This window comes from Pseudomonas fluorescens, from assembly GCF_902497895.1.
Classification (GTDB): domain Bacteria; phylum Pseudomonadota; class Gammaproteobacteria; order Pseudomonadales; family Pseudomonadaceae; genus Aquipseudomonas; species Aquipseudomonas fluorescens_BP.
This window is the reverse complement of the sequence record NZ_CABVHQ010000022.1, coordinates 23,448-42,470: the sequence shown is the minus strand read 5'-3', so window position 1 is coordinate 42,470 and position 19,023 is coordinate 23,448. Positions and strand designations below refer to the sequence as shown.

The following is a 19,023-nucleotide window of genomic DNA, read 5'->3' as shown; positions in this document are numbered from 1 at the left end:
TTAACGAGGGCGACAGGGCGGACAGTTAACCCGCGCTACTCACGCCAATCTCCACCACATCGCCGTTCAGCCGTACCGGCCAGACCCGCAGGCACTGCTCCGGATACTCCAGGCAGCTGCCGTCCTCGAGACGGAAGTGCTGCTTGTACAGCGGCGAGGCGATCACCAGCTCACCCTTGAGGCTGCCGACGATGCCGCGGCCGATGACATTGGCCCCGGACTTCGGGTCGCGGTTGTCGATGGCATAGAGAGTCTTGTCCTGGCTGTCCGGCAGGTGAAACAGCGCCACCTGGGCGCCCTCGTGCCAGGCGACGACGCCGGAATTGGCCACCAGATCCTCACGGCTGCACAGCGCCTGCCACAGCGCGGGGTTTTGATTGGCGCGTTGGGCTTCGATACGGACGACGTTTGACTGGCTCATCAGAGCACCTCCTCGGTTACGGGAATCAAATGGAGTTCGCTAGCGTGTACGGGCCGGCGCTGGCCGCGTTCCTTGACGAAATGGATGTCCGGGTCGCCGCGCTTGTCGTTGACGAACGTGCGGAAGCGCTTGAGTTTTTCCGGATCGTTGATGGCGTTGGCCCATTCGCATTCATAGCGGTCGACCACCAGCTGCATCTGCGACTCCAGCTCGGCGGCCAGGCCCAGGCTGTCGTCGATGATGACTTCCTTGAGGTAGTCCAGGCCGCCTTCCAGGCTTTCGCGCCAGACCGAGGTGCGCTGCAGTTTGTCGGCGGTGCGGATGTAGAACATCAGGAAGCGGTCGACGTAGCGCAGCAGGGTTGCGTCATCCAGGTCGGTGGCCAGCAGCTCGGCGTGACGCGGGCGCATGCCGCCGTTGCCGCAGACATAGAGGTTCCAGCCTTTCTCGGTGGCGATTACGCCGATGTCCTTGCTCTGGGCTTCGGCGCATTCACGGGTGCAGCCGGACACCGCCAGCTTGAATTTATGCGGTGCGCGCAGGCCCTTGTAGCGGTTCTCCAGCAGCAGCGCCATGCCCACGCTGTCTTGCACGCCGTAGCGGCACCAAGTGCTGCCGACGCAGGATTTCACCGTGCGCAACGACTTGCCGTAACCGTGGCCGGTCTCGAAGCCAGCCTCGACCAGCTCGCCCCAGATGTCCGGCAGTTGATGCAGCTGGGCGCCGAACAGGTCGATGCGCTGGCCGCCGGTGATCTTGGTGTAGAGGTCGTATTTCTTCGCCACGGCGCCAAGGGCGATCAGTTTGTCCGGGGTGATCTCGCCAGCGGCGATGCGCGGAATGATCGAGTAGGTGCCGTTTTTCTGCATGTTGGCCATGAAGGTGTCGTTGGTGTCCTGCAGCGACACCAGCGCCGGATCCATGATCGGCTGGTTCCAGCACGAAGCGAGAATCGAGCCCACCGCCGGTTTGCAGATATCGCAGCCGGTGTGACCGCGGCCGTGTCTGGCCAGCAGTTCGTCGAAGCTGATGATCCCTTCCACCCGCACCAGGGCGTAGAGCTCCTGACGGGTGTGGGCGAAGTGTTCGCACAGGCTCTTGTCGACGGCCACGCCACGGGCGCTGAGTTCGTGTTCGAAGACCTGCTTGAGCAGCGCGCTGCAACCGCCGCAACCGGTGCCGGCCTTGGTCTTGCCCTTGAGCTCGCCGAGGTCGGTGCAGCCGGCGTCGATCGCGCAGCACACCGCGCCCTTGCTGACGTTGTGGCAGGAGCAGAGGGTCGCACTGTCCGGCAGCGCATCGGCACCGAGCGTCGGCGCACCGTCCGACAGCGGCAGGATCAGGCTCGATGGATCCTTGGGCAGCGCGATGCCGTTCTGGGCGTACTGGAGCAGGGTGTCGTAGTAGCTGTTGTCGCCGATCAGCACCGCGCCAAGCACGTGCTTGCCGTCGGCGGAGACCACCAGGCGCCGATAGCTGGCGCTGGCTTCGTCGATGAACCGGTAGCTCTTGGCACCCGGCGTGGCGGCGTGAGCATCGCCGATCGAGCCGACATCGACACCCAGCAATTTGAGCTTGGTCGACATGTCGGCGCCGGTGAACGGCTCATAGGGTTGATCGGCCAGTTGCGCGGCCACGTTGCGCGCCATGCTGTAGCCCGGTGCGACCAGGCCAAAGATGCTGCCGTTCCAGGACGCGCACTCACCGATGGCGAAGATCTCCGGGTCGCTGGTGCGGCAATGATTGTCGACCACCAGACCGCCGCGAGCGGCCACTTCCAGCCCGGCGCTGCGGCCGATGGCATCCTGCGGGCGGATGCCGGCGGAGAACACGATCAGGTCGGTTTCGAGGAACTCGCCATCATTGAAGTTCATGCGATAGGCATAGTCTTCGCCGATGACGATTTCCTTGGTCGCCCGCGAGAGGTGCACACCAACCCCCAGGGCCTCGATTCGCGCCTTTAGCGCTTCACCGCCCAAGGCGTCCAGTTGCACCGGCATCAGTTGTGGGGCGAATTCGACCACATGGGCTTGCAGGCCCAGGGATTTCAGGGCATTGGCGGCTTCGAGGCCGAGCAGACCGCCGCCGACCACCACGCCACGACGGGCATTGGCGGCAGCCTCGCGGATGGCGTCGAGGTCGTCCAGGGTCCGGTAGACCAGACGCGAACGGCCTTCGGCACCGGGGATCGGCGGGACAAAGGGATAGGAACCGGTGGCCAGCACCAGGCGATCGTAAGCCTGGCGTCCGGCACTGGTGACCACTTCCTTGCGCTCGCGGTCGATTTCCAGGACCTGCACTCCGAGGTGCAGGTGCACGCCGTGGCGGGCATACAGATCGGCCTCGCCCAAGGCCAGGGACTCGGCATCGCGGCCGCCGAAGTACTCCGAGAGGTGCACGCGGTCATAGGCACGCTGGCGCTCTTCACCGAACACATGCACCTGATAGTGGGCGAGGGCACCGTGCTCGATCAGTTGCTCGACGCAATGATGACCGACCATGCCGTTGCCGATGACAACCAATGTTTCGCTCTTGATCGGGGTGACGATAGCGTTCATTGCCTTTCCTCAGTCGAAGCCGCTGCCTTGGCATGGCCAAAAAAACCAAAAAAAAACGCCTGGAGCCGACCAGCAGCTCCAGGCGCCTTTGCCTGGTATTCATTCGTGTGTGATGGGGTGAAAGCCGCGGCCACGTTGCCCGGTTCACCCGTCCCGGGCCTTTGCAGGCAGGTGGTCAGCAGTGACCACTCGGGAGGTATACAAGGTGTAGAGCACATTCCATGCCAGCTTCAGCCGAGCTGCTTCCCCCGCGAAACAAAGGATGTGCGCAACCCCCGCGTAGGAGCTGCCGCAGGCTGCGATCTTTTGGCGGCTGCCCCCACCCCTGGCCCCTGTAGGAGCGAGCTTGCTCGCGATGGACTCAAGAGCGGCGCGTTTATTCAGAAAATACCCGTAATCGTTAACGTCCATCGCGAGCAAACGGAACGCCGCCCGGCTGCTCCTACAAGTGGGGCATGGGAGGGGAATTGAACCAGAAAGGTGCGATACGAGTTTGCCGGTGGCTTGTTTTGGGGCAGTTCGGGACTTTGCCAGCTATATGTGAATTTCTGTCTTCGCACATTCCTCGTAGCAGCTGGCGAAGCCTGCGTTCGGCTGCGCAGCAGTCGCAATCCAGTCGACGCATTGCACCTGCCTCCACCGTGGTGGCAGGTTTTGCGACTGCTTCGCAGCCGAACGCAGCCTTCGGCAGCTGCTACGGACCGCGTTGAAGCTTTAGTGACCGGTGTTGACCGCCCCCATAAATGGACAAAGAGCCATTCCCACCTAGAGTTTCCTTCAGTGTCATCTTGATTAACCTTTGCCCCAGAGGTTTTCTATCATGTCGACGCCCACCTTTATCAGGCTCAGCCTGGAGCAGTTCGCGCAGCTGCTTGCGCAATATCCCTTCAGTCGCAAAATCAATGCAGTGCACATGCATCACACCTGGCGACCGAGCCGCAGGGATTTCAAGGGGCATGAAACGATCGTTGGCATGTGGCGGTTTCACACCCAGACCAATGGCTGGAGTGATATTGCCCAGCACATCACCATTGATCCGCAAGGTTTCATCTGGCTGGGGCGCAACTGGAACCAGGCTCCGGCGAGTGCGGCGGGGCATAACGGCAATGCCTCGTTCGGGCCGTTCATGTTCGAGATGATCGGCGATTTTGACCAGGGCCGTGACCCCTTCGATGGCCCGCAGCGGGACTCGGCACTGCGGGTGGTTGCCCTGGTGCAGGAGCAATTCGACCTGCCGCTGGAAAGCCTGCGTTTTCATAACATGATGTCCAGCAAGTCCTGCCCGGGCAGCAGCCTGGATTACCCGCAGATCCTGGCCGAGGTGCAGAGCCTGCGCGAACAGATAGCCAGCCAGAGTCAGGGTCGCGGCATCGGTGAACCGCAGGAAGGACCTTTTCCCGGCGAGCAGGGTTATATCCTGCGCGACGCGATTGACGCGCTGTCGCGTACGCCCAGGGGTACCGATCCGGCGGACGCGGAGTTGTCTCATGACGAGCAGGAGGCGCGGTCTGCCGATGAACCGCGGGAGCCGTTCGCGGCGCCGCGCGGTCCCGGGCTGACCCCAGGGCAACTGGCCGCGCTGCAGCCGCATCTGGTCAACCTCTCCGTGGGACGCTTTACCAGCGAAGGCGAGGTCACCACTTCAGCAGCCGATGTCGATGCGATCTTCGAGGAGCATCTGCTCGAGGCCCTGGCCGTGGCGAAACGGGAGAACCGCAAGCTGCGCGTGCTGCTGTATGCCCACGGCGGGTTGATCTCGCAATCCGGCGGTCTGGAAATTGCCCACAAGCATGTGGCGTGGTGGCTGAGCAATGGCATTTATCCGATCTATTTCATCTGGCGGACCGGCTTCTTCGAGACCATCGGCAGTCTGCTCAAGCGTGCCTGGCCGGGCGCGACCCGGGATTTGGCCGACTTCAGTTCGGACCTGCTGATCGAAGGCGCGGCGCGAGCCCTGGGCGGGGAAAGTATCTGGGGCGGGATGAAGTTCAGCGCCGAACGGGCAGCCGACCCGGTAGAGGGTGGCGGTTGGTACGTGGCCGGCAAGCTCAAGCAATTTTGCGACGCCCATCCCGAGAGTGTCGAACTGCATGGGATGGGCCACAGTGCCGGGTCGATTTTCCATTGCCATTTCCTGACCGCCGCGCACCACCTCCGGGTACCGAAATTCGCCACCCTGCAATTTCTCGCGCCAGCGGTGCGAGTCGACACCTTCAAGCAGCATCTGCTGGAGCTGTTGCACAAGGGCGAGGTGGCGGAGAAGGTCACGATCTTCACCATGAAAAAGCACTTCGAGAAAGACGACGATTGCGCCGGGGTTTATCGCAAGTCGCTGCTCTACCTGATTTTCAATGGATTGGAGGAAAAACGCGGCACGCCGATTCTCGGGCTCGAAGAGAGCCTGCGCGATGATCCGGTGCTCAAGCAGCTGTTCTGCCTCGACGGCAAGAACAGCGGGCCAGGGCAAGTCATCTGGTCGCAGACCGCCGCCGACACTGGGCGCTCGGCCAGCCAGTCGACTTCCCATGGTGGCTTCGATGATGACCCGGTCACCATGAACAGCGCCTTGTTGCGCATTCTCGGTCTGCCGGATGCCGGCCGGATCAACCCCTATCCGCGGGCCAAGGCGCTGTCCCAGGCTCGGGCATGGACCGATGAAGTCGACTGGCCAGAAGGCTTCGAGCAGTGGCGCCAGAACGCCTCGATAGCTGCACCGCCACGCTACCCGGCATCGCCGACTGCGATCCAGGTTATCGGCGCCTCGGTGGCGGCAGCCGGTGGCCGGCGCATGGCGCTGTGCATCGGGATCAATGATTACCCCGAACCGGAACATCGGCTTGCCGGCTGTGTCGCCGATGCGCAGATGTGGGCGCAGTCGCTGAGCCGGCGCGGCTTTTCCATCCAGATGCTGCTCGACGGCCAGGCCACCCGCGAGGCGATCGACCGGAGTATTCGCGAAATGGTCACGGACTCGCGGGCCGGGGATGTCATCGTCATCCAGTACTCGGGCCACGGGACCTTTGTCGCCGACCTCAATGGCGATGAAGCCGATGGCAATGACGAAGCACTGTGCCCGGTGGACTTTGCCACGGGCGCGCTGTACATCGACGATGACATCGCCGAGATCTTCGCCCGCTTGCCGGATGGGGTGCACCTCACCTGCTTTATGGACTGCTGTCATTCGGGCAGCAATACGCGTTTTGCCGTGGGTGGCGTCAACCAGCGACCACCGGGACGAGACGTTCGCAAGCGATTCGTGCCGCCCACCGAGGAGATCAATCGCGCCCATGCGCTCTTTCGCCAGACCCACTGCGCAGCCTCGCGTGCCATGGACAGTGGCGGGGTGCAGCGCATGCGCGATATCAAGTTCGCCGCCTGCCAGGACGATGAAGTGGCGTGGGAAAGCGACGGCCATGGCGAGTTCACCCTGCGCGCCACCCGGGTGCTCGACGAGGGTAGTCAGGTCACTCATGAGCAGTTCACCCAGCGGGTAGTTGGCGATTTCGGTGCGCAGGCCCGTCAGCACCCCAAACTCGATTGCGCCGACAACGCCAAAAGCGCGGTGCTGCTGCAGCCGCTGCAGAACGTCGGCATGCCCGGACCGGGGCGCCAGACAGAGGCAGACAACGCCGTGCTGATGCAGATCCTGCAGCAACTGCAACAGCTGAACAATCAACCGGGCAGGAGGTAACCGAGCGTGCCACAGGAGCCCAAGCGCCCTGGCGAAGGGGTCGACTTCTGCCTGGCGGAGTCATTCGCCTGGGTACCGAGCCCACCCTATCAACGGCAACCCGCGGACCCGTTGTACCGACCGCTGCGGATCTATACGGTGGACCCTTCGGTGCGGCGCCTGGAAGGCGCCATCGGCACCCTCAATGTGCCTTTCGAACCACTGACCGTCGGCCCCTGCGGTGGTCTGTTCCGGGTCGAACATCGCAATACCCAGCTGGGCCTGGAGTATCGCCAGGCTGACCTGGATGAACTCAGTGTGCTGATCGCCAACGGTTATGAACCTTCGCCGTCGGACCCACGTTTTCATCAGCAGATGGTCTATGCCGTCAGCAGCAACGTCTACCTGGCTTTCAAGCTGGCGCTGGGACGTGATCCGAGCTGGGGATTCGGCAATGACCAGCAACCCATGCCGCTGATCTTGCACCCGCATTACGGCGAGAACTGCAACGCGTACTACACCAAAGGCCGCCAGGGCGGCGAGATCCGCTTTGGCTATTTCAAGGCCAGCGCCACCCCCAGCGATCGATCACTGCCGGGCGGCTACGTCTTCACTTGCCTGTCCCATGACATCATTTCCCATGAAGTCACCCATGCGCTGCTCGATGGTCTGCGCCCCTGCTTCAGCCTGCCGTTGAGTGCGGACGTGCCAGCGTTCCATGAAGCCTTCGCCGATCTGGTGGCGATTTTCCAGCACTTCAGTTACCGGGAAGTGTTGATCGCCTCGATCCGCCGGTGCAAAGGCAATCTGCTGCAGGCCAGCCTGCTGACTCAGCTGGCTCAGCAGTTTGGTCACACCACCGGCCAGAACGGCCCGCTGCGCAGCGCGATCGAAAGCAATCTGGAGCAGCCGCGACAGTACCAGCCGGACATGGAAGTGCACGAACTGGGATCGATTCTGGTCAGTGCGCTGTTCGAAGCCTTTGCGCAGATCTTCGAGCGCAAGATCGCACGCTACATCCGTCTCGCCACCAACGGCTGCGGGATACTCCCACCCGGTGACATGTCCCACGACTTGCAGGTCCTGCTGGCGGAAAAGGCCAGCAAACTGGCCCGCCAGTTCCTCACCATCTGCATCCGCGCCATCGATTATTGCCCGCCCACGGCGATCAATTTCGGCGACTACTTGCGAGCGCTGATCACCGCCGACCACGACGTGGTGCCGGATGACACATGGGACTACCGCGCAGCGATCATCGACAGCTTCCGGCGGCGCAATATATACCCGCGCAACGTCACCAGCCTCTCGGAAGACGCCTTGTTATGGTGCCCGCCGCGGATACACCTGCCTCCCGTGTCCGCCCTGGACTTTGCCTCCCTGCGTTTTGAAGGTGACCCGGCGCATTGCGCCAGCCCCCAGGAGCTGCGCCGCCAGGCCGGTGTGCTGGGAATGTATGTCAGCCGGCCGGAACACCTGACCGAGTTCGGCCTGGTCGCCGCGGATGACCCGCGCCTGCAGGGCGACAGCGTCAGCCTGCCGTGCATCCAGTCGATCCGCACCTCCCGGCGAGTCGGTCCCGATCAGAGCGTTACTTTCGACCTGGTGGCGGAAATCACTCAGCAGCGCCACGTAAAGGCCTGCGAACTGGGCCCGGGGTTTACCTATCAAGGGGGCTCGACCGTGCTGCTCGGCCCCCTTGGCGAAGTGCGCTATGTGATGTTGAAAGGCGTGGCTGGCCACGACCGGCTGGAACGGCGACGCCGATTTCTGACCAGCACCGAAGGCCAGAAATACTGGCGGGTCAGCCAGGACCACTACATGCAGAAAGATGAGGTGTTCCGCCTGGTGCATGGGGGGCAGGGCACATGAGTGAATGCAGTCAGTCAAGACCGTTACGCGAACCGTAGCAGCTGGCGAAGCCTGCGTTCGGCTGCGCAGCAGTCGCAAATCCTGCTTGCACGGTTTGCCTGGAATACCGCAGTGCCTGATTTTACGACTGCTTCGCAGCCGAACGCAGCCTTCGGCAGCTGCTACGGGGAGATAGTGCTGAACCTCAAACTCCTTGACTGATCGGCATTGGAGCAAGCTCCCTCGCCACAGGTGCGGTGTTCATCTGAAAGCTTCCTCAGTGCTATTTCTTCTGGAACCTGTAGAAAAGATTGGGCTCGCTGACCACATACAGGTTGCCCGAGCTGTCCATCGTCACGCCTTCGGCTTGCGGTGCATCGTCCTTGAGCTGCGAAATACCGCTTCTCAGGGGCAGGAAGCTGACGAACTTACCGTCGCCATCCAGCTCGATGAGCGACTTCGATTCGTCGCTGAGGATCACCAGGTGGCCAGTCTTCGGATCGTAGTAAGCGTCGGACAAGTCCCTGGCGAACACGCTGCGATTGATCCACGAGGTCAGGTCCGTGACCTTGATCCGCAGAGGGCCGCCGAGGGATTTCATGACGCCGGATATTTCATACAGTTGGCGGGGATCGCGCTCTTTGATTGCCAGCAGGCGATCATTTACAGCGTCATATGTAACGCCTTCAAAGCCTTTGTTGGAGTGGCTCGGATTGATCGCCAGCGCGATGAATTGTGCCTCATCGACGTGAATCGGGCGCACCACAGTCGGCAGATCGATAACGTCCAGCTGCTGAAGACCTTCATCGGCCAATGCCACACGGCCGTTACCCATATAGGTGATGCCTTCGACATCTTCGAAACCTGCCAATGGATAGCGCTCAAGCACTTCTCCGGTCTTGCTCAGGGCGAGGATTTCCATAGGTGACCCATTGGTGACCGCCAACAGGCGATCGTGATCGTAGTCATAAGTGATCCCGGACAGGTTGTGCAGGGTGTTTTCCAGCGGTTTGCCGTCAATCAGCAGATGGTAGCCCGGTAGCCAGAGGTTTTTCCCCGGCGCGGTATCGCCAGTCCAGCGGTTCTGCAGGTAGAAGTACACTTGTTGATGCCAGTAAAACCGTGAGGAGGCGGCATACAAAACCATCAGACCAAGGACCATCAGCAACCACCCCAGTCGCCACTGCCATGAGCTACGTCGAGGTTTCACCCGCAACTTCTCGTGGCCGCGATTGGCTTTTAGCGTTTCAAATAACATCAATTACCTCTCCATTCATCAGGAGTCCGGGGGGCGTTGTCGCCTGTCTTTTATAGTTTTAGCTGCAACTCATAGAGCCGGTGTGTCCCACTCGAAGCGGTAGACCCTGGCGGGACCAGGGGGGTGGCATTGTCCATTGTCGGCATCGGCACCGACGACCAGCCACTCGGCGCGGGAGGTCTTGCCGAGCTTGCGCGCCCTGTCCGGCAGGAAGCATCGAGTGATCTGGCTGGCGGGTACCAGAGCAAATGCCCGGGGGTGATCGCGCAACCATTGAGCGGCCTGATCGATGCTGTCGCAGGTGATAAAACCGAAATGCACTATGGGTTGCCGGGCGAACAGCCAATGACCTTCACGCCACTCGACCAGCACCAATTCAGCGCCTTTGGTGACTTCGGCGGTTTGCCGCATAAGCGCTTCGTGGGGGTTGGCGCCATCCTTGATCGGTTCGATAAAACCTCGAGCGAACCAGGCGCAGAACCAGATCACCGCCATCGTGGTGAATATTTTGCGGGCTCGCGGGCGCTGGCCAAACCAGCGGCGCAGCAACCAGGGCACCAGCGGCGCGGCGACCAGTGCCAGCCCGGGCAGCGCAGGGTAGATGTAAAGCTTGCGTTTCCCGCTGCTCAGGCAGAAGAACAACAGCACCAGCACTACCCAACCGAGCAAGACCAGCACCCGAGCATCGTGCTTGAGCAACTGTCGACGCCAGGCCGGCACCAGCCATGGCAAGGCCAGGAACATCGGCAGCCAGTATTGCGGAATGACCTTGACGAAGAAGTACCAGAACGGCTCCTGGTGGGCCCAGGCGCTGGCATAACGTTGAGCGGTCTGATGCAGCAGGATGTTTTTCAGGTACTCCACGCCATCGGCACTGTTGTGCCGTACGACCGACAACACCAGCGGAACCAGCCACAGCGCAATCGCCGCCAGTGTCACCAGCAGGCCCAGCAGCCAGGCTCGTTTGTGCCCGGGCATGGCCACGACGCCGGGCCAGTCCTTGTGCACGGCATACCCATAGGGGATCAGCATCAGCGCCGGGAGAAAGCCGACGCCCTTGCTGATGATGCCAAAGCCCATCGCCGCGCAGCCCAGGTAGAACCAGCCCCAAGCCGGGCCGAGCAGCAGATGCCGGACCAGCCCATACATCCCCAGCGCGATCCACAGACAGAGGAAACTGTCGATCTGCCCGGTCCGCAGAATGCTGTAGGTCTGATAGGTCGCCAGAAACAGCAGGGCGGCGATCCTGCCGATGCGCCGGTTCCATAAACGCCGCCCCAGGTCATAAAGGCAGACGCTCGTAACTGCTGAGGAGATCAATCCCGGCAAGTACAGCGCGACTTTTGGCAGCCCGGTCAGCAGAGTGAAAAACGCCACGGTCCACATGAACAGTGGTGGCTTGTCCGGGTAGATTTCTGCGGCACGGTGGGGAATGAACCAGGAACCGCTTTGCAGCATTTCCAGCGCAACCCCAAGAAAACGTTCTTCATCGACATTGAAGGGCTCTCTCAAACCAAGGCCGGCACCCACCAGCAGCACAGATAAAAGGACCAGTCCCAGACATTCGACCCTTGGTGTCAGGCGTGTACGCACGGGCTATTCCTTAAGCGCTTTGTGACGCGCGATCAATTGCAGGTTGCGCAGGTACACGACAAAACCGAATGATTGCCCGACGATGAATACCGGGTCCTGGCGGTAGATCGCGTAAGCCAGCAGCAATGCGCTGCCCACCAGGCTCAAATACCAGAAGCCCACGGGAATCAGGCTGCGCTTCTTGTATTCGCTGTAGAGCCACTGCAGGGCAAAGCGCCCGGTAAATACGATCTGGCCGGCAAAGCCGACTACCAGCCACAGGGCTTCTTTGCTTATGTTCATCCTTCGACCTCCTGCGCCGTTGCATCCAGACGGGTGCGTCTGATCAACCACCAAACGCCAACGAGATCGAGAATGCCGACCAGAGCCCGATCAAGGTTCCCGTATTTCGAGATGCCGGCGCCGCGATGCCGATGATTGACCGGATGCACGACCATCCGGCCGTTGTGGCGCTGAATCAGTGCTGGAATGAAACGGTGCATATGATCGAAGTACGGCAGGCTGAGAAAAGCTGCCCGTTCCACCACTTTCAGACCGCAGCCGGTATCGGGTGTCGAGTCTTTGAGCAGGCGGCTGCGCAAACCATTGGCGAAGCGCGAGGCCCAGCGTTTGCTGGCGGTATCGCGACGGTTGATGCGATGGCCGGCCACCAGCTTGACGCCCCCGGTCAGCCCTTCGCTGCCACGCACCAGCGCGAGCATCCCGGGGATGTCCGCAGGATCGTTCTGACCATCGCCGTCGAGCGTTGCCAGCCAGTGACCGCGTGCCGCAATCGCGGCGTGATAGATAGAGGTACTTTGCCCCAGCGAGCAGGCATGGCTGAGGATCCGCAGTTGACTGAAACCGCTGTTTTTCAGTGCGCGCAATTCGCCAATGCTGTTATCGGTACTGCCATCATCGACCACGATGACTTCATAGGACTCATCGGCCAGTGCGCTGCGAATCTCTTCCAGAAGTGGCGTCAGATTATTCGCCTCATTTTTGGCCGGAATCAACACGGATACATAGATGCTGTCGCTCATAAATTCCCCAGGAATATTATTTTTTATAACAATGGTGCCGCTATACCTGGTAATAGTCCCGGTACCACTCCACGAATTCTGCCACTCCGGCTTCAACCGATACTCTCGGGGAGAAGTCGACCCACTGGGCGAGTGCCGATACATCGGCCCATGTCTGTACGACATCGCCCGCTTGCATCGGTAGATAATTGCGCTGTGCCTTGACGCCAATCGCCGATTCCAGGCAGTCGACGAAATCCAGTAATTTCACCGGTTCCCCGCGACCAATGTTGTAGACCTTGCTGGGTGGAACGCCGATCTCAAGGGTTGACTGCCAGGACGGCGGCCTCAGGCGCAAACGCACAATGCCTTCGACGATGTCATCGATATAGGTGAAATCCCGTGACATCAGCCCGTCGTTATAAATATCGATCGGCTGCCGATTCAAGATCGCCTGAGTAAACTTGAACAGCGCCATATCCGGACGCCCCCAGGGCCCATAAACAGTGAAGAAACGCAGGCCACTGGTTTGTAAGCCATAGAGGTGCGCGTAGCTGTAGGCCATTAGTTCATTGGCACGCTTGGTGGCCGCATAAAAAGAGACGGGGCAATCGGTACGGTCATCCACGGAAAACGGCAATTTGGCGTTCAGGCCATAGACCGAACTGCTGGATGCGTAGATGAAATGGTTCGGCTTGAAGTTACGACAGGCTTCAAGAATATTGAGAAAACCGATAAGGTTGGATTCGGCATAGACGTCCGGGTTGTCTATTGAATAGCGAACGCCGGCCTGTGCAGCCAGATGAATGACTTCGGTAAAGCCATGAGTCTCGAATAACTCAAGTAGTCCGGCTTTATCGATAATATCCATGGCTTTAAAGTGAAAGTTTGGATACTTCGCCAATTGCTGCAGACGCGAATGTTTGAGATCAAGGCTGTAGTAATGGTTAAGGTTGTCGATGCCGACTACTTCCAGCCCCTCTTCGCAGCAACGCCTGGCGCTATGAAATCCAATAAATCCCGCGGCCCCTGTGATAAGTATGGTCATGCCTGATTCGTCCGGCCGCGTCCGATCCCGTAGTAGGTCAGTCCCGCCGCCGCCAAATGAGCAGGGTCAAACAGATTGCGTCCGTCGAATACCACGCGATCGGCAAGCAACTGGGGCACTCGCTGCAGATCGAGGACCCGGTAATCCTGCCATTCGGTGACGACCACCAGAGCATCGGCCCCGATCAGGGTGTCTTCTTTGTTGCGCATCAGCTGCAGATCCTTGCGCTCCCCGTAAAGGCGTCGAGCCTCGATCATCGCTTGGGGATCATGGGCTTGCACTCGAGCGCCGGCCTTCCATAGAGATCTGAGAAGCACATCACTGGATGCTTCGCGCATGTCATCGGTATTAGGTTTAAACGCTAACCCCCAGACAGCAAAGGTTTTATTGTCCAGGGACTGGTTGTAATGGCGGGTGATCTTTTGAAACAGTCGATCCTGCTGGTTACGATTGACCTCTTCCACGGCCTGCAGCAATCGAGGATCAAAGCCTATGTCTTCGGCAGCTTTTCTAAGCGCCTTGAGGTCTTTGGGAAAACACGACCCGCCAAATCCACAGCCCGGATAAATGAAGTCATAACCGATCCGCGAATCCGAGCCGATGCCGCGCCTGACCATCTCGATGTCTGCGCCCAGGTGTTCCGCCAGGTTGGCCATTTCGTTGATAAACGAAATCTTGGTGGCGAGCATGCAGTTGGCGGCATATTTGGTCATTTCGGCGCTGCGGGCATCCATGACGATAAACTTCTCATGGTTGCGACTGAAGGGTTGATACAGCTCTCTGAGGACCTCCACAACCGAGTCCTCGGCACCGCCAATGATGATCCGTTCCGGGCGCATGCAATCATTGATGGCGCAGCCTTCCTTGAGAAACTCGGGATTGCTGATCACATGAAAGGAATCATTTGCTCCACTACCGTCGAAGCGCCTGGTGATCCCGGCTTTAAGTCTGTCAACGGTGCCCACCGGTGAAGTTGACTTGTTGACAATGATCTTGGGAGTTTTAGCATGTGTGGTAATGGTATCCACTGCTGCGAAGACATTGCTTAGATCCGCGCTGCCATCTGCCGCCGAGGGTGTGCCTACGGCAATGAAAATGATCTTTGCGAAATCAACGGCCAAATCGCTGTCAGTGGTAAAAGTCAGGCGCCCGGAGGCCAGGTTCTTTTCCAGCAATCCCGGTAGCCCTGGCTCGAAGATAGGGCAGAGCCCTTTGTTCAACGACTCGATTCGCTGCGTATCGACATCGATGCAACAGACCGAATGTCCGACTTGCGCCAGGCAAACAGCCAGCGTCAGTCCGACGTAGCCGGTACCGAAGACCGTAACTTTCATCAGTTACTCCATGTCAAAATCAAGGCGGCCAGGGAAACAAGCAATAACCATCGCTCTCACCGGGTAAGGCGCGCGTGGAGGTAAATGGCTGGTATCTAAAAGACGTTGCTAAGCTCCAGTATATTTTGCGTAGAGCAAAGAAAAATATGTCATGGAATTGTGAAAATTATGTTGCGGGCACTTCGGTTATAATTAAAGCTTTCGCAGTCAGGTTTGATGGCGCCGGAAGTAGTTAACCCTCTTGTTAGAGCCTGGTGCTTGTAGAGTGGATGGTGCCCAACGGGTACGCTATTGGTAATTAGTTGTGTTATCCAGGATTGGCAAGTGACCGCGGACAGTCTGGTTCGCCATCGGAAATAACATATATGGAAATGAGAATAGTTTAACCAAGGCAATGTACTTGCCTGGCTGATTAACTCAGTGCCGCAACTGGTAATAAGAAGGGGGGCGGGGCTGGAGCAATTCTGTGAGCGAAAAAATATTGGTGGCGAAATACCACTGGCACAAACCGATCGGTTACAGTTTTATCCCATCGAGGCAGCACGAGCGGGTGAGCAGGGCCGCGAGCGTCAGACAGCATGACCGCCGTGGTCCCCGTGGCACAGCTATAGTGCTTGTTTATCGGGGATAGCGGACTCGCCCGCGCGGCATCGAGTCTGTTGTCGAACACACTCAAACAGAGGTAACGACCATGCCATTCGTGCTCGAATCTCCCGCTTTTCCTGCCCAGGGTCCGATACCGTTGCTCTACAGCTGTGAGGGCAAGGATGTTTCTCCGCCATTGACCTGGAGTGGTGTGCCCACAGGCACCCAGAGCCTGGCACTGATCATGGACGACCCGGACGCGCCAGATCCCGCGGCCCCGAAGATGACCTGGGTTCATTGGCTGCTCTATAACTTGCCCGTTGGGACAGCCGGATTGCCAGAAGACCTGCACGCACTGCCGCCCGGCACGCTACAGGGACTCAACGACTGGCAGCGAGTCGGTTACGGTGGACCTTGTCCGCCTATTGGCACCCATCGGTATTTTCACAAGCTCTACGCGCTGGACACGGTCTTGGCGGACTTGAAGCTGCCCACCAAGGCCCAACTGGAAAGCGCCATGCGCGGTCATGTGCTGGCACAGGCCGAGCTGATAGGTACCTATCTTAAAACCCGGTGAGGATTGCGGGTTATGAAACGGGGCGCTCAACACACATTCCTCCGTAGCAGCTGCCGAAGGCTGCGTTCGGCTGCGCAGCAGTCGTAAAATCGGGCGCTGCGGTTTTACCGGTTAACCGTGGTGGCATGAATAACGACTGCTGCGCAGCCGAACGCAGGCTACGCCAGCTGCTACGACCCGCGTACGGGGGTTAACCGAGAGGCATTGCCGATCAGTTTCCAGCTTGCTTGTTCAACGCCTCTTCCGCCGCTGCGATTTCGGCTTGGCGCTTGATGATCATCTCGCCCATGGGTGGGCCCTGGAAGCGCCGGGCTTCAAAGGCGAACCAGACGATGGCGGTCAACACCAGAAAGCCGATGGTGATGTACAGCGCCCAGTCGTTCGGCGGCTGGATGCCGATGATGAAGATCAGCACCATCGAGAGGATCGAGAGGATGGCGAAGAATGAGTACAACCAGCGCCCCATGTTCCAAGGTCCCATGGTCGGCCACTTCGGGGTGCCATAGGTGAATAGGCCCAGCACGATGGGAATGATGAAAGAGAAGAACAGGAAGATCACCGTGCAGGAAACCACAATGGTGTAGACCGGGGTTTCGCCGATCGATATCACGGACGATCCCCAGACGAACAGCACTGCGAGTGTGGCGCCGGTCCAGATTGCTGCCACCGGGCTGCGATGCTTGGGTGAGACCTTGGCCAGTGCTTTCGAGCAGGGCAGGCCGCCGTCACGGGAGAACGCGAAAATCATCCGTGAGACCGAGGTCACTGTCGCCAACCCGCAGAGAAACTGCGAGATGAAAATCGCCAGGTACAGCGCCATTTTTACGGTCGGATTAACCTGCGTGTCCATCGCCCAGAAGAACACGTTCCAGCCCTGCCTGGCCGCCTCGTCCATGCTCGGCAGCATCAGCACGAACGCACTGAGCATCAGCCAGCCAAACAGCAGCGACCAGACCACCGACATGACCATCCCGAGCGGCACCGATATAGCCGCCTGGCGGGTCTCCTCGGAAGTATGCGCGGAAGCGTCGTAGCCAGTGATGGTGTAGATCGGCAGGAGCAGGCCGAGCAGGAAAATCCAGCTGTTCGATGCTTGTGGCCAGACGTTGCCGCCGGTCTCGCCGGAATAGTTGCCGAAGGTAATCAGGCGGACGAACTCGTAGCTGGGCGCAGCCATCAGGCAGACGATAGTCAGCGCGATGGCCGTGGCGAAAATCAGATAACCCGAAAAGTCGGTGAGCTTGGCGGTCAGGCCGATGCCAAAGTGGTTACAGAGCGCCTGGGTACCGGTCAGCACCGAGAGGAAAAGGATCCGTGTGGTGATGGTGTCTTCCATTCCCAGAGCCGGTCCGAAGGCACCGAAAAAGAAGTAATAGGTCCCGACGTTGATCGCGCCGAGCACAGTCACCAGCCCCAGCAGATTGAACCAGGCTGTCAGCCAGCCGGTGAAGCGGTTACCGAGAATCGAGCCCCAGTGATAGAGGCCGCCAGCGGTGGGGTAGGCCGAAGAAATCTGCGCCATGGCCATGGCGAACACTCCGGAGATCAGGCAGCCCAGTGGCCAGCCGATGCCGATCGCCGCGCCGCCCGCGCCCGAAGTGCCCTGTGCCAGTGAGTTGATGCCACCGGAAAGGATGCAGATGATCGAAAAGGAAATCGCAAAATTGGAGAAAACCCCCATCCGTCGCGAGAGTTGCTGGGCATAGCCCATGCTGTGCAACACCTTGACGTCATCGTCTTGCGGCGCGCGGGTGCCCGGTTGGCTTGCTGGACTCATGATATGTGTCCCTTGTCAGGTTTTGGTACAGGCCGAACTGATCGGCACCTATCGTAAAACGAGGTAGGAGCCGCAGTAGGCGGCGATCTTGGTTTTTGTAGGAGCTGAGCTTGCTCGCGATGGCGTTAACGAAAACGCGTGTCGTCTGAATAAACGCGCCGCCCTTGAGTCCATCGCGAGCAAGCTCAGCTCCTACAGACGGCCGTGGTAAGCCGCGGCGAAAATCTGTGCCGCGCCGTCCCGGGTCAATGGCAGCGGGTTGCCGCTGGCGCAGGGGTCGGCAATCGCCATGTCCGCGATCAGCTCGGCCTGCCCGTCATCCACCCCCAGTTCAACCAGCGTATGGGGCACGCCGATGTCCTTGCGCAGCTTGAGGACGAAGGCCAGGAAGCTGCTGAAGCCCGGGGAGGGCAGACGCAGATAAGCCGCCAGACGCGTGATGCGTTCCTCGATAGCCGAACGATTGAACTGCAGCACATAGGGCATGAAGGTGGCATTGGTCATGCCGTGATGGGTGTCGTACAGAGCGCCCACCGGATGCGAGAGGGCGTGCATCCCGCCCAGGCCTTTCTGGAAGGCGGTGGCGCCCATCGCGGCAGCCGCGAGCATTTGCGCCCGCGCCTCGAGGTCGGAGGGCATGTGTACCGCCCGCACCAGGGCGTTGGCCACCAGACGCATGCCTTCCACCGCGATGCCATCGGCCATGGGATGAAAACCAGGGGCGCAGTACGCTTCCAGGCAATGGGAAAATGCATCCATGCCGGTGCCGGCGGTGACCTTTGCCGGCATGCCGACGGTGAGGGCCGGGTCGCTGATGACCACCCGCGGCATCATCTTCGGGTGGAAGATGATGCGTTTGGTGTGGGTCCGCTCGTCGATGATCACCGCCGCACGACCGACCTCGGAACCGGTACCGGCGGTGGTGGGCACCGCGATGATCGGGGCAATGGTGCTTTCGTCGGCGCGAGTCCAGTAGTCGTCGATGTCTTCGAAATCCCAGACCGGTCGGGTCTGGCCGCTCATGAAGGCGATGAGCTTGCCCATATCCAGGCCGCTGCCACCGCCGAAGGCGACCACCCCGTCGTGAAAGCCCGCGCGCCAGGCCTCGAGCCCACCCGCCAGGTTGGCTTCGACCGGATTCGGCTTGAGGTCGCAAAACAGCGCTACACCAAGGCCGGCTGCGCGCAAGGCCTCCAGCGCCGCCGTGGTGATCGGGACACGCGCCAGGCCACTGTCGGTGACCAGCAACGGTCGCTGGATACCCTGGCTGCGACAGACCTCGGCCAGCTCGGCGATACGGCCGACCCCGAAACGGATGCTCGTGGGGTAGTTCCAGTTTCCAGTCAGACTCAT

General features: G+C 60.1%; 13 protein-coding genes. 3 read left to right on the top strand and 10 right to left on the bottom strand.

What is annotated here, in order from left to right:
* Positions 1–25 precede the first annotated feature (25 nt).
* Complete coding sequence (gene nirD, locus F8N21_RS13345) at positions 26–421, bottom strand: nitrite reductase small subunit NirD (RefSeq protein WP_150642585.1); 396 nt, start codon at positions 419–421, stop codon at positions 26–28.
* Positions 421–2,979, bottom strand: a complete 2,559-nt coding sequence (nirB, locus tag F8N21_RS13340; protein ID WP_150642584.1) for a nitrite reductase large subunit NirB — start codon at positions 2,977–2,979, stop codon at positions 421–423. The genes nirD and nirB overlap by 1 nt, the downstream gene beginning before the upstream one ends.
* An 820-nt stretch (positions 2,980–3,799) precedes the next feature.
* On the opposite strand from nirB, the gene F8N21_RS13330 reads away from it, so the two are divergent.
* Together F8N21_RS13330 and F8N21_RS13325 are read left to right on the top strand one after the other, a co-directional pair.
* Entirely contained in the window at positions 3,800–6,670 is a 2,871-nt protein-coding gene (locus F8N21_RS13330; RefSeq protein ID WP_150642582.1) for a caspase family protein, read from the top strand.
* A gap of 6 nt (positions 6,671–6,676) precedes the next feature.
* Positions 6,677–8,518, top strand: a complete 1,842-nt coding sequence (locus F8N21_RS13325) for a peptidase M4 (protein ID WP_150642581.1) — start codon at positions 6,677–6,679, stop codon at positions 8,516–8,518.
* Positions 8,519–8,780: 262 nt separating this feature from the next.
* On the opposite strand, the gene F8N21_RS13320 is transcribed toward F8N21_RS13325, so the two are convergent.
* From F8N21_RS13320 to F8N21_RS13295, 6 genes are all read right to left on the bottom strand, one after another.
* Positions 8,781–9,755, bottom strand: coding sequence for an SdiA-regulated domain-containing protein (locus F8N21_RS13320; RefSeq protein ID WP_412071641.1), 975 nt, complete (start codon positions 9,753–9,755; stop codon positions 8,781–8,783).
* A 69-nt stretch (positions 9,756–9,824) separates the two neighbouring features.
* Positions 9,825–11,348, bottom strand: coding sequence for an ArnT family glycosyltransferase (locus F8N21_RS13315; protein ID WP_150642580.1), 1,524 nt, complete (start codon positions 11,346–11,348; stop codon positions 9,825–9,827).
* A gap of 3 nt (positions 11,349–11,351) precedes the next feature.
* Complete coding sequence (locus F8N21_RS13310; RefSeq protein ID WP_150642579.1) at positions 11,352–11,630, bottom strand: lipid-A-disaccharide synthase N-terminal domain-containing protein; 279 nt, start codon at positions 11,628–11,630, stop codon at positions 11,352–11,354.
* Positions 11,627–12,370, bottom strand: a complete 744-nt coding sequence (locus F8N21_RS13305; RefSeq protein WP_150642578.1) for a glycosyltransferase — start codon at positions 12,368–12,370, stop codon at positions 11,627–11,629. Before F8N21_RS13305 ends, F8N21_RS13310 begins: the two co-directional genes overlap by 4 nt.
* Before the next feature lie 40 nt (positions 12,371–12,410).
* A complete protein-coding gene (locus F8N21_RS13300; RefSeq protein ID WP_150642577.1) occupies positions 12,411–13,397 on the bottom strand; it encodes an NAD-dependent epimerase in 987 nt (328 codons plus the stop codon).
* Entirely contained in the window at positions 13,394–14,731 is a 1,338-nt protein-coding gene (locus tag F8N21_RS13295; RefSeq protein ID WP_150642576.1) for a UDP-glucose dehydrogenase family protein, read from the bottom strand. The genes F8N21_RS13300 and F8N21_RS13295 overlap by 4 nt, the downstream gene beginning before the upstream one ends.
* 691 nt (positions 14,732–15,422) lie before the next feature.
* Between F8N21_RS13295 and F8N21_RS13290 the strand changes: the two genes are divergently transcribed.
* Complete coding sequence (locus F8N21_RS13290) at positions 15,423–15,893, top strand: YbhB/YbcL family Raf kinase inhibitor-like protein (protein WP_150642575.1); 471 nt, start codon at positions 15,423–15,425, stop codon at positions 15,891–15,893.
* A gap of 211 nt (positions 15,894–16,104) precedes the next feature.
* On the opposite strand, the gene F8N21_RS13285 is transcribed toward F8N21_RS13290, so the two are convergent.
* Positions 16,105–17,670, bottom strand: coding sequence for an amino acid permease (locus tag F8N21_RS13285; RefSeq protein WP_150642574.1), 1,566 nt, complete (start codon positions 17,668–17,670; stop codon positions 16,105–16,107).
* A 192-nt stretch (positions 17,671–17,862) separates the two neighbouring features.
* Positions 17,863–19,023: an iron-containing alcohol dehydrogenase gene (locus F8N21_RS13280; RefSeq protein WP_150642573.1), complete on the bottom strand. Its 1,161-nt coding sequence runs from the start codon at positions 19,021–19,023 to the stop codon at positions 17,863–17,865.